Source organism: Chryseobacterium potabilaquae (assembly GCF_902728265.1).
Classification (GTDB): Bacteria; Bacteroidota; Bacteroidia; order Flavobacteriales; family Weeksellaceae; genus Chryseobacterium; species Chryseobacterium potabilaquae.
Map to the genome: position 1 here is coordinate 219927 of NZ_CACVBR010000001.1, position 12700 is coordinate 232626.

Genomic DNA, 12700 nt, shown 5'->3' on the forward strand with positions numbered 1-12700 from the left:
TGACAGCACCTTGTAGATCCCATCATTTTCTATTAAATTCGATAAAATCCGTACGCTTTATACCACTGATACATTAATTTTTTTAGAACTCTGTGGAACTAAGAAAATTAATATCTATAATATTTTATTCCGAAATACAACGTATTGTGTTTCCATTAGAACGCTGATATCCACCAGCATAAAGATTTACAGACGATGAATCAAAAGTAAAGGTATAACCAAATGTACTACTGCTACCTGGAGTACTAGCAAAGTAATTACCAGATGCATTAAAGCCATAAATTTGCCCGACGAGCACACCTGATGCCATATTCGTTCTACGAAGTCCACCCGCAGGAAAAGTTAGCTTAGCATTATTTGATGAACAAGTAAGCACTAAAGCTGCACCCAAATAGTCAAAACTATTAACATCAGAAGTAAAAGTCCCTATTAATGTTGCCGTATTATTATTATATAAGGTAGTCCATTCTGTAGCTGAAGGAACACGATAACCAGACGGACATGGATCATTGCCTACGTTTTTAATAGGAGAGGCTTCTGTTCCTAGATTCCATGAATTATCAGGTATAGCATTAGAATCATCCCATCCGCTCACAGGACCTAAATCCATTGCTGTACCTCTTACTGCACTTCTTCCCCATTGATAATAATTACCTATACTATTTACAGTAGGATTATCCGGGTTCTGATTGGTATCTGCTCCGAGATTATATCTGCTCCAAGATTTGGAAGATCCACACATCACCACTGAATCCCCTGCTGTAACCACCCTAGTGAGGGTACAAGTTTGTCCACCAAAAGATATAGTAAAGCTGGCAATCCCGGAAGAAAGAGGTGTACCACTTATATGAATATTCAAGGACCCGCTACCATTCAATAAGGTATCTGCTTGAACTTGAGCGAAAAGCCCTAATACTCCCGTAGAAGGCACCAGTGGGCCTGCAGGAAAAGAAACACCGTTTCCTCCTAAATAAGGTAATAAAGTACCCACTCCTGAGGCTACTATTCCTTGGGTAAGAGTTCCCGTATCTACACCTGCACTACAATCAAGTACTAAAATCGTAGGATTTAAGCTTCCTACAGTAACTGTAAATGTACAACTTTGGCCTCCAAATGAAATAGCAAAACTAGCCGTGCCCGTCCCCGAAGGAGTTCCGGAAATAGCATAAGTAAGGGTTCCGTTACCACTAGCCAATGTTCCTGCTTGAAGGGTAGCTGTAAGACCCGTTACTCCTGTAGAAGATATAGCACCACCCGCAGGATAGGTTTCTCCATTTCCTCCAGTATAAGGAACCTGTACACTTACTCCAGAAGCAGCTGCTCCTTCTGTAAGAGTGCCTGTTGTAGTGGCTCCCGCACAATTAAGTGTGGTAATAGTAGGTGTAGTACCCCCAACAACAGGAAGAGTAAAGGCACAATTTTGGCCTACAAGAGTAAAATCAGCGGAACCCACACCAGAAGGGGTACCAGAAATAATGTAAGTAAGCGTTCCATTTCCATTAGCTAATGTTCCTGCTTGTAATGTAGCAGTAAGCCCTGTTATCCCGGTAGAAGCGATTCCCGCACCAGCAGGATAAGCAGTTCCATCCCCCCCTGTATAAGGAACCTGTACGCTCACTCCTGAAGCTGCTACTCCTGATGTAAGAGTACCCGTCATAGTTCTTCCAATACAATCAATAGTAATATTAGAAGGATTTATTGGCCCGAAGGATGAGCATGTTCGAACAGGTCTCCAAGTACCTCCTGATATAACATTGGAAGGATTATCATAGTACCAAAAACCACGACATAGGGTTCCTTCTGTAGAACCAACTCCCGCTACGCCCGTAACAGCCGTATTAAAAACCATAAAACCATCATAATAATAAGGATAGTTATTAGCCAGTCCAAAAGCCGCTTGAGAAAAAGCAGCAAATGTTGTTAAATCTGTATGTGGATATAATAATCCTTTACCCACATTAGGAGATAGATTATAAGCAGGATTAGAAGAGGCATCAATAAATGCCGAACTATTTGCTGCCGCTTGATTATTTGCACTATTAGCTATTCGTACTTGCCCGTAAAAATAACCTATCATGAGAAAGAATGCCATGGAGAGCACTTTTTCTAGATTAATAAATTTATTTTTCATTTTTTGTATGTTTTATTATAACTACACTTTTCACAAAGTTAAAATCCTGTTACCCAATCCCATGACCCATCGCCTGTACCTCCTAGATAAACCAATATTCCAGATGCTTTTGCCTGAACCTGTTTATAAGCATCATTTCTAGGAGAAGGGGAGATGTCCACATTTTGAAGACCTATATTGGATACATAAATTGTTTTACCCACACTAATCCCCGAAGTGGGAAGAGTTAATGTTTTATCAGTTGTATTGATATTTAACTTAATAAAATTATCAGTAGGCAATACAGTATAATTATCTGTTTTCTCATCTGTAACATTAAAATTTACCGAAGCAGAACCTCCTCCTGCTACCTTCCACTTAGAGGTAGGGCTATCATAATAATAGAAACCCGCTCCTGCAATATCCGAAGTCTTCCCTGCGGATCCGACTCCTGAAGTAACAAATACCAGCACTCCATTTTGTGGAGCTCCGTAAGCGGCATCTTTTGCCGCTAATTCAGTTACCGTAAATCGAGGTATAAGTACTCCATCTGCTTTAGTTGCTGTAGTAGTACCTACTACATCTAAAGTAGATTGAGGCGTGTTTGTATTTACTCCCACTTGTCCGAAAGCAAATACACCTAACACAGTTGCCATTGTCGTAATAAATTGTTTTTTCATTTTTCTATCAATGTTTTTAATTATAATAAAGAATTTTAAAGAGTAGTTTATTCAGTCTGCCACATAGAAAGCAATTGCTATTTTTTTTAAGAGAACCAAGGGTTAGTTATTATATAACCCTTGGAGGGGGTTACAAAATATGATGAAATAATTCTATTTTATAACAAAAGAGATAACACATTTAAATAAAATCCTTTATAGTTTCATCATAAAAAATAATTACTTATTAATCACTTTCTAGAAACTACACACTAATAGGAATAACCCGTAAGCTTTAGGAAATCATGACACGATTAAAAATATTACCTTCTTTTTAGCTGTTTGAAAATCTACTATTTAAAATACTTCTCCTTTTAAGCTATTATTACTAATTATTTAATAATTCGCAAACTTTAATAAAATCTATTAAGCATACTAAAAGAAAAACTTCTCTTTTCAGTATAGTCTGAGATCTCACCAAATACAGTCAATAAATTCATATAAATTTTAAAATCTAATTCTTATTAAGAATATTCGTATCTATAATTCTTCAAGAAGATCATTGCTTCCAAATTCAGCAACAAGCAGAAAACTCTCATGGAAAGAAAAAAATAATTTATTGTTTTCATCATATACTATATGGGTTAGACCTATAATCAAAATTTCTTAAAAAATTACCATCATACAAATAATAGGAAGTAAAAACGCCAATACCGCTAGCATAGTCTTGAGTAGAATATTCCCTATTGTTTTCAATTGTACTTTAGTAATCATAATTCTATTGTGTTTTATTGTTAGTCTGTTATAGACTAATTATTTTTATTATTTTTGCCATTATTTTGAAATTAATTTAAAAAATTACCCCATGATTTTGGCCTATTATCTTTCTCAAAAATCTCCCAATTCTAAAAATCAAATTTGTATATCTTTTAGTCAAAAAAATCAAGCAAATCAGACATCTTATTTTAAAACCTCATTGTATATCGAGCAAAAAGAATGGGACAATGAAAAACAACGACCAAAAAATATCTATTGTAAGAAGTACAAGGAAATCAATGCAAAGCTCAACGCCATCAAAGTAGCATTGGGAGAACTGATACAGAGCAAAAAAAAGGATAAAGCACCTTCTTCAAGAACAATATCAACAGTCATCAAAAAAATCTGCTCAAACAATGAAACAAAATATCCCGAAAATAGCCTCTTAGAAATGATAGCTCAATATTTGGAGATCAAAAAAGAAACAATCTGTTTATCCACTTATAGAAGGTACCTTGTTTTTTTAAAGCTTATTGAAAAATTTGAAGGATCTATTAACCAGCATATCATGTTGGAAGATATCAATATTAATTTTATCCATACATTTTATGCTTTTGGAAAAAATGAACAGTATACAGAAAGCACCCTTAAAAGAACATTGGAATTTGTAAAAACCATTCTGAATTTTGCAGAGCGAAGAGGAATCAGAACCGAGGTAAGGAGCTTGGAAATTCCAAAAATCAAAACTCCCAAAAGAGTAATCACACTTAATGAAAAAGAAATTAAAAAGATAAAACAAACTCAAGTGCCTCTAGACCTGCAGAGAGCAAAAGACTGGTTACTCATAAGTTGCTATACAGGACAACGAATTTCTGATTTTATGCGGTTTGAGAAAAATCAATTAGCAAAAATTGACGAAAAACTCTGCATTTCTTTTACTCAAAAGAAAACAGGAAAAGAAATTACCCTTCCTCTCCATCCCATGGTACTGAAAATCCTCAAAAATAATGGAAATGATTTTCCACAGCCTATGAACAAATCCTTATACAATATACATATCAAAAAAATTGCGGAATTAGCTGGAATTAAAGAACCTGTTAAAGCTCGAAAAAGAGCAGGATTCAGAACGAAAGATGTACAGATTGAAAAATGGCAAAATATCAGCAGCCATATAGGAAGACGAAGTTTTGCTTCTAATTTTTATGGTAAAATTCCTACTCCTTTGCTAATGCAAGCCACAGGGCATACCACCGAAAAAATGTTTCTTAATTACATTAATCCCGTCAATCATGAAAGAGTCATTACACTAGGAAATTACTTCGAAAAAATGTATACCGAAAAAAGTTAAAAAAGCACCCCCTCCAATAAACCCTATATGATTCTTGCGCATTTAAAGTTAACTTAATAAAATTCAATATAGAACCCTTTAATCATATTAAAAACTGTAACATTTTATAATATTAACAGACTACTATTATGTAAAAACAAATTACATGGAGAAAATTTTATCTGTCAAAAATTTGACAAAAAAATTTAAGAGAATTGTAGTCAATAATATTTCTTTTGATGTTGAAAAAGGCAATGTATATGGTCTTTTAGGCCCCAATGGTAGTGGAAAATCTACTACATTTGGGATGCTTCTTTCCACCATTAATCCTACAAGCGGCGATTGGTATTGGTTTGGTAAAAAAGGTACAGATTCTGATACTTTAAAAAAAATCGGAGCGATTATAGAACAACCCAATTTTTATCCTTATTTAAGTGCTGAAACCAATTTAAAAATTGTTGCCGAAATTAAAGGTACGCCTTACCCTAGAATAGATGAAGTCTTAGAAACAGTAGGATTACTAGAGAGAAAAAAAGACCCATTTAAAACCTATTCACTAGGAATGAAACAGCGTTTGGCCATTGCCTCTGCACTGCTCAATAACCCGGAAGTATTGATCCTTGATGAACCTACCAATGGTCTTGATCCTGAAGGAATTATTCAGATAAGAGAAATCATTAACAATATTGCTCAACAAGGTATCACCATTATTATTGCAAGCCACCTTTTGGACGAAATTGAAAAAATATGCAGCCATGTAATTGTATTGAAAGAAGGAAACTCCATTTATAGTGGAAGAGTTGACGAAATGACTGCCAATAATGGATACTTTGAATTAAAAGCAGACAACAATACGCTATTAATAAATGCATTAGAAGAATTACAATGGTTTACTAGTGTGAAACAGGAAGGCGAGGTGATTAAAGCTCAAATACGCGATGACGCCTCTATTTCTGCTTCTACTCTCAATCAAAAACTTAGTGAAAAAGGTATTTATTTATCACACTTGGTGAAGAAAAAATTATCTCTCGAAACTCAATTCCTCGAACTTGTAAAAAACACGAAGAACCATGCTTAAATTATTAAAAATTGAATATTATAAAAATCTGAATTATAAACCTTTCAAGATTTTCACTCTCTTATATTTTGCTATTTTAATTGCTCTTCTTTTTATTGGTCTCGTAGATTTCAATCTTCTCGGTGGAACGTTTAATTTAAAAGAAGAAGGAATTTATAACTTTCCTGAAATATGGAATTTTACGACCTGGATTGTAGCATTATTAAAAATTTTCCTTGGGCTCATCATTGTTTTCTCTATCTCTCAAGAGTTTAGCAATAGGATGTTCAAACAAAATACAATTGATGGACTGAGCAGAAAAGAATTTATTGGTTCAAAATTACTTACTATTACTATTTTCACTATCATCTCGACTTTATTTGTATTAGTAATTACTTTATTTTTAGGATACCAATATTCTAATGTAAAAGACTCAGAAAATGTTGTTAAAGAAATGTTTTTTATAGGAAACTATTTTGTAAAGTTATTTACCTTTTTCTGTTTTTTGATGTTCCTTTCTATTGTATTAAGAAAATCAATGTTTGTATTTCTGGCATTTTTTGTATACTGGATTATTGAAGGAATTTTTGTGGGGATAGAAACTTTTCAAAAGGTGAAAGGACTTCAAGGCCCTCAGAGAAATGAAGTTTTACAAAATGATTTCTTTATCTCCCATCTTTTACCCTTGGAAAGTATGTCTAACCTTATTCCAAACCCCATCATGAGACTGAAATTAGCAAAAATGATGGGCTTAAAATATGAATTTCATTATCCTACAGAAAGTATGATTACTTGCTTAGTTTGGTGTATGATATTTATTTTAGGATCATACTGGATTCTCAAGAAGAGAGATTGGTAGCATTTATCATTACTTCAAGGTTTGTCAATATAATAAATAAAGGTTGCTAAAACGCTAGTCATAGTCGGAAGAAAATTCCGACCATTTTTGTTTGTTTTAAGTTTTGAAGACTTTTGCGGGCTCACCTCCTGCAAAAACTATTAAAACAGGAGTTATCATATCTCTAAGTTCCATTGCAATACGTCTTTTAGCTGTTTTATATCCTAAATTATTTGCTTTTTTGTAAATCAACAATAACATTGAGGCAATCATTGTCATGTAAAGCATTACTTCCATTCCATTCTTGTTGAGCGAAACAAGATGGCTTAAATTCAGCTCTTGTTTCATAAACCTGAAGAATACCTCAATATCCCACCGTTTTTTGTAATAATCTGAAATCTCTTTGGCAGAAAGTTCAAATTCATTTGTTAAAAACCAAAATTCTTTGTTTATTTTTTCATTTTTGATGACCACCAATCGGAAGCAGGTTTCCACCTTCTCTTCCCGATAATGTAGGTTTCCCCGCTTGTTTTGTATAGGCTTTCCTGTGTAAAGTTTTACTCTACTGTCTTTAATAACTTCCCAATCATCCCATTTTATTGGGTTTTCTGTTTTAAGAAAAGATTCAATCTCTTCAAATTTTCTGTTTTCTTTGGAACGAACAATAAATTTTATACACTTTTTTTCAAACTCCTTCATCGTTCTTGTAGATTGCAAACCCCTATCTATGATATAAATATTATCGTGATACTCTTGTTTCTTTACCTGATTCAAAACAGCCTCGGCAAGTGCGTTGTCTTCTGCCGAATATTTCTGTCCCGTAAAAATCTCTACGGCTGCTGGTAAAATTCCATCAAATGAAAAACTGAATTTTACTAATTTCTTACCACTTTTCTGATCAATTCCTTCTCTAAGCTTGTTACAGGTATCCGCAATAATAGTGCTGTCAACCCTGATTAAGTTGTATTTTTCGATTTCGGTCTTTGAATAAAGTCCCGATAATTTTCCGTAAATCTGCTCGTAGATTTCTATGAAATAATTGGAATCAATTTTTGAAAGCCTCTCGGAAATTGAACTCCTTCGAATCTTTTCCTCTTCCTCTAAACCGAATAAGGCTTTGAATCCACTGCTGTTAAAAGTATCTTCCAACGTTCTTTGGCTTAATTTTTCATTATCAAAAATGCAATACAAAAGCAGATAAAATATTTTTCTTCCATGCAAAACTTTGCTATAATAATCCACTTTTGTACTTGCGGAAAGATGACTTAAAAGTGCTTCGGGAATAAATTCTAAAACGTGCTTAAGAGATGTTTTATGATCTTTAAAAACTGACATAAATAATTGATTATCAGAAATAAAGATACGAAAAATCAAACAATAAAACAAATTAAATGATTGATTGTCAATTATTTAAAACAATAATCTTCAATACTTAAAAAGAAAAAGTCGGAAGAAAAATCTTCCGACCATGACTAGCTAAAACGCAACCTTTATTTATTTTTACTTTTTCTCTAATAGAGAAATATATTCTCCATATCCTTTTTCCTTCATTTCAGCTTTTGGAATAAACTTCAATGCGGCACTGTTGATACAATAACGAAGGCCTCCTTTATCCGCAGGTCCATCATTAAAGACGTGTCCTAAATGAGCATCTCCAGTTTTACTTCTTACTTCAACTCTAGTCATCCCATTAGACTTATCCATTTTTTCATCAATTAATTTTTTAGTAATTGGTTTTGAAAAACTAGGCCAACCACAACCCGCTTCAAACTTATCCGTAGAAATAAATAAAGGTTCCCCCGTCGTAATATCCACATAGATACCTTCACGCGTTTCATCCCAATATTCATTTTTAAAAGGCATTTCGGTTTGATTTTCCTGAGTGACTTTATATTGTTCCGCAGTTAGCTTTTCTTTCAGAACTTTTTTATCTTGCTTCTGATATTGAGTTTTTGGAAGCGGATTAGCGTTTTTAGCCATTTCAAAAAGTCCCGGCTCAATATGACAATATCCTCCCGGATTTTTATCTAAATAATCCTGATGATAATCTTCTGCTTTATAGAAATTTTTCAAAGGAATGGTTTCTACCAAAATAGGCTTTTTATAATTTTTAGCCAATTTTTGAACTTCATCTTTTACAATAGCTTCTGTTTCTTTATCCGTGGAATAAATTCCGGTTCTGTATTGATCTCCTCTATCATTTCCTTGTTTGTTCAAACTTGTGGGATCAATGGTTTTAAAGTATAAATCAATTAAAAGCTTCAGATCTACTTGTTCAGGATCATATTTCACCTTTACTGTTTCGGCAAAACCCGTTGTATGGCTTATCACTTGTTCATAGGTAGGATTTTCTTTATTTCCATTCGCATATCCTACCTCAGTTCCTACCACACCACGAATTTGTTGAAAGAAATGCTCTGTTCCCCAAAAACATCCCCCTGCAAAATAAATCTCTCTTACGTTTTTATTGTTCATAGTTATCTCATTTTCTTTTTCTTTAGTGGCTATTTTAGTTGTAGAATTCTCTAAAATACCTGACTTCATAGCAAAAACAGCGATTCCCAGAATAACTCCGAGTACTATTAATATGTTTCTCATTTTTATCTTTTTATTTGTATTCATTTTTATCATTTAAAATCATTAACTCTAATTCTAAAATAGTAGATTCTTCAAGATGAAAAAATTCTACGGTTACTACTTCAATAATCACTTTTCAAACTCTTTAGATTTCAAAAAAATGGTTTAAAATTGTAAAGAAAAGTAGTGATCAATATCATTTACAATATTCCTTAAGAGAATGCAAATTTCACACTAAACTCTAAGAGTTTTACAATGATAATTTCTATTATACTGATAGTATTAGACATTGCTCGAGTGGTTATAATATCATATACGAAAAAGGAAAGAAAATGGTTTTCTTTCATTCATTGTATGGTCTTATTTCTATAAAAAAAACGGAAAGTTCTAATCCATAACTAGGTATACATCCTTAAAAAAAATAATACCCCTATAAAAAAATGCAAAGTTTACATTAAATAGTCCTTACTGTCTTTACATTTATTACAATTCAAAACAAAACATCATATAAATGATCACCAAATCGGCTAAAAATCTTAAATTTGCGTGTTATCAAAATTTATTAAAAAGCAAAACATTATATATGACATCACAAGAGATACGTCAAAAATTTTTAGATTATTTTAAAAGTAAAGATCACCTCATCGTTCCTTCAGCACCTATTGTATTGAAAGACGATCCTACTTTAATGTTTTCTAACTCCGGAATGACTCAATTCAAGGATTTTTTCTTAGGATATAAAACACCAACTGCACCTAAAATTGCTGATACTCAAAAGTGTCTTAGAGTTTCAGGTAAACATAACGACTTAGATGATGTAGGAAGAGACACATATCACCATACTATGTTCGAAATGCTAGGTAACTGGTCTTTTGGTGACTATTTCAAAAAAGAGGCGATTGCTTTCGCCTGGGAGCTTTTGACAGAAGTGTATGGTATTCCGAAAGAAAATCTCTATGTAACCGTTTTTGAAGGAGATTCTTCTGAAAATCTGGAAAGAGATCAAGATGCATATGACTTTTGGAAATCGCATATTTCTGAAGATAGAATTATCAACGGGAATAAAAAAGATAATTTTTGGGAAATGGGTGAAAGCGGTCCATGTGGCCCTTGCTCAGAAATCCATATTGACTTAAGAACTCCGGAAGAAAAAGCCAAAGTTTCCGGATTGGAACTTGTCAACAATGACCACCCTCAAGTAGTAGAAGTTTGGAATCTGGTTTTCATGGAATTTAATAGAAAGGCAGATAAGTCATTGGAAAAACTTCCGGCCCAACATGTGGATACAGGGATGGGATTTGAGCGTCTTTGTATGGCACTTCAAGGAAAATCTTCCAATTATGACACCGATGTTTTTACTCCTTTAATAGCTAAGGTTGAAGAACTTTCTGGTAAAAAATATACGGGAATTTTAGAAGACGAAAAAGATATTGCCATTCGTGTGGTTGTTGATCATATTAGAGCTGTTTCTTTTGCTATTGCGGATGGGCAGTTGCCTTCTAATGGAGGAGCCGGATATGTAATCAGAAGAATTTTAAGAAGAGCTATTTCTTATTCTTATCGATTTTTAGGAATGAAGGAACCTTTCCTTTTCGAATTGGTTACTGTTCTTCAACAACAAATGGGAAAATTCTTTCCAGAACTTCAAAAACAAGGAAAGTTAGTAACAGAGGTGATCAAAAGTGAAGAAGACTCATTCTTAAAAACAATTGAAAATGGTCTCATCAGAGTTGAAAAACTTATTCAACAAACTATGGCAGATCAGTCCAAAGTTTTACCTAGTGAGGAAGTATTTGAGCTATATGACACTTATGGTTTCCCTGGCGACTTAACAAGGATTATAGCTGAAGAAAGAGGCTTAACCATTGATGAAAAGGGATTTGAAGCAGAAATGGAAAAGCAGAAACAACGTTCTAAACAAGATTCTGCACAGAAAGTGTACGATTGGGTAACGTTAGAAGAGAGAGAAGAAAACTTTGTTGGATATGATAAATTTGAATCTGACACCTATATTACCCGATACAGAAAAGTAGAAAATAAAGACGGAGAGTTTTATCAGGTTGTATTGAGCAATTCTCCTTTCTATCCGGAAGGTGGTGGACAAATTGGCGATAAAGGCATCCTTGAAAATGCAACGGAAAGTTTTGAAGTTTTAGATACCAAGAAGGAAAATGGACTGATCATTTCTTTAATCAACGGACTTCCGAAAGATGCTAGTGCAGTTTTCTATGCTAAAGTAAATGCAACTGATAGAAAAAATTCTCAGGCAAATCATTCCGTAACGCACTTGTTGCATGAAGCCTTAAGAGAAGTGTTGGGAACTCATGTTGAACAGAAAGGCTCATTTGTAGGTCCTGATTATCTTCGTTTCGATTTCTCTCATTTCAATAAAATGACGGAGGAAGAATTGACTTTAGTGGAAAATAAGGTTAACCAAAAAATTAAAGAAAGTATTGCTTTACAAGAATTCAGAAACATTCCAATTCAAGAGGCTTTTGATAAAGGAGCGACAGGTCTATTTGGTGAAAAATATGGTGATTATGTAAGAATGATCCAATTTGGAAGTTCAAAAGAACTTTGCGGAGGAACCCATGTGAAGAATACAAGCGAAATCGGACATTTTAAGATCGTTTCCGAAAGTTCAGCAGCAGCAGGAATAAGAAGGATTGAAGCTATTTCCGGGGATAAATCTGAAGAATATTTCAAAAATTTGGAAAAGCAAATCATAGAACTTTCTCAATTATTGAAATCTAAAGATGTTGTAAAATCGATTGAAAAGCTTATTGAAGATAATACCTCCTTAAAATCTGAAGTTGATGCCCTTAAAAAAGAGAAAGCAAAAGGAGAAATCGGAGACTGGAAAAGCTCTTATGAACTAAAAGGAGACAAACAACTTTTGGTAAAGAAAACTTCTCTTGATGCAGGCTCTGTAAAAGATATTGTTTTTCAATTGAAAAAAGAAATTCCTACTTCTGTTACCATTATTCTTTCTAATGCCGATGACAAACCCATGATCACGGTTGGTGTTTCTGATGATTTAGCGACCAACTATCAAGCGGGAAACATTGTAAAGGAATTAGCAAAAGAAATTCAAGGTGGCGGAGGTGGAAACCCAGGTTTTGCAACAGCAGGTGGTAAAAACCTTGCCGGTCTGGAAAACGCTTATGAGAAAGCATTAACCATCTAGATGATAATTTAAAATAGAGGTTTAACTTTCTTATTTTTTGAAAGGAAACTGATAAATTCTTTGATCAGCTGTATTACACAATACAGCTGATTTTGTATTAAATAATTTTTTCCAATCTATACATAATTATTATACAACGTAGAGTATTCCATAGGAAAATCTATTATATAATCTCAACAAAAAAGGAAA

At 33.6% G+C, this 12700-nt stretch carries 8 protein-coding genes; 4 read left to right on the forward strand and 4 right to left on the reverse strand.

The window, feature by feature from the left end:
* Positions 1-124: 124 nt before the first annotated feature.
* Both CHRY9293_RS00795 and CHRY9293_RS00800 read right to left on the reverse strand, forming a co-directional pair.
* Positions 125-2131, reverse strand: coding sequence for a hypothetical protein (locus CHRY9293_RS00795; protein ID WP_162031162.1), 2007 nt, complete (start codon positions 2129-2131; stop codon positions 125-127).
* A 38-nt stretch (positions 2132-2169) separates the two neighbouring features.
* A complete protein-coding gene (locus tag CHRY9293_RS00800; protein WP_162031163.1) occupies positions 2170-2790 on the reverse strand; it encodes a hypothetical protein in 621 nt (206 codons plus the stop codon).
* An 844-nt stretch (positions 2791-3634) separates the two neighbouring features.
* Here CHRY9293_RS00800 and CHRY9293_RS00805 point away from each other — a divergent pair.
* From CHRY9293_RS00805 to CHRY9293_RS00815, 3 genes are all read left to right on the forward strand, one after another.
* A complete protein-coding gene (locus CHRY9293_RS00805; RefSeq protein WP_162031164.1) occupies positions 3635-4873 on the forward strand; it encodes a site-specific integrase in 1239 nt (412 codons plus the stop codon).
* A 145-nt stretch (positions 4874-5018) separates the two neighbouring features.
* A complete protein-coding gene (locus CHRY9293_RS00810) occupies positions 5019-5930 on the forward strand; it encodes an ABC transporter ATP-binding protein (protein ID WP_162031165.1) in 912 nt (303 codons plus the stop codon).
* Entirely contained in the window at positions 5923-6768 is an 846-nt protein-coding gene (locus CHRY9293_RS00815; RefSeq protein WP_162031166.1) for an ABC transporter permease, read from the forward strand. Before CHRY9293_RS00810 ends, CHRY9293_RS00815 begins: the two co-directional genes overlap by 8 nt.
* Positions 6769-6864: 96 nt before the next feature.
* On the opposite strand, the gene CHRY9293_RS00820 is transcribed toward CHRY9293_RS00815, so the two are convergent.
* Positions 6865-8082: an IS4 family transposase gene (locus CHRY9293_RS00820; protein WP_162031167.1), complete on the reverse strand. Its 1218-nt coding sequence runs from the start codon at positions 8080-8082 to the stop codon at positions 6865-6867.
* Between the two features lie 165 nt (positions 8083-8247).
* On the reverse strand, positions 8248-9345 hold the full coding sequence (gene msrB / locus CHRY9293_RS00825; protein ID WP_162031168.1) for a peptide-methionine (R)-S-oxide reductase MsrB: 1098 nt from the start codon (positions 9343-9345) through the stop codon (positions 8248-8250).
* 562 nt (positions 9346-9907) lie between these two features.
* Between msrB and alaS the strand changes: the two genes are divergently transcribed.
* Complete coding sequence (alaS, locus tag CHRY9293_RS00830; RefSeq protein WP_162031169.1) at positions 9908-12511, forward strand: alanine--tRNA ligase; 2604 nt, start codon at positions 9908-9910, stop codon at positions 12509-12511.
* Positions 12512-12700 lie beyond the last annotated feature (189 nt).

Excerpts from the sequence above, each read along its gene's own strand:
- CHRY9293_RS00810 (WP_162031165.1), top strand. The coding sequence starts at position 5,019 with ATGGAGAAAATTTTATCTGTCAAAAATTTGACAAAAAAATTTAAGAGA.
- CHRY9293_RS00795 (WP_162031162.1), bottom strand. The coding sequence starts at position 2,131 with ATGAAAAATAAATTTATTAATCTAGAAAAAGTGCTCTCCATGGCATTC.
- CHRY9293_RS00820 (WP_162031167.1), bottom strand. The coding sequence starts at position 8,082 with ATGTCAGTTTTTAAAGATCATAAAACATCTCTTAAGCACGTTTTAGAA.
- CHRY9293_RS00815 (WP_162031166.1), top strand. The coding sequence starts at position 5,923 with ATGCTTAAATTATTAAAAATTGAATATTATAAAAATCTGAATTATAAA.
- CHRY9293_RS00800 (WP_162031163.1), bottom strand. The coding sequence starts at position 2,790 with ATGAAAAAACAATTTATTACGACAATGGCAACTGTGTTAGGTGTATTT.
- CHRY9293_RS00805 (WP_162031164.1), top strand. The coding sequence starts at position 3,635 with ATGATTTTGGCCTATTATCTTTCTCAAAAATCTCCCAATTCTAAAAAT.
- alaS (WP_162031169.1), top strand. The coding sequence starts at position 9,908 with ATGACATCACAAGAGATACGTCAAAAATTTTTAGATTATTTTAAAAGT.
- msrB (WP_162031168.1), bottom strand. The coding sequence starts at position 9,345 with ATGAGAAACATATTAATAGTACTCGGAGTTATTCTGGGAATCGCTGTT.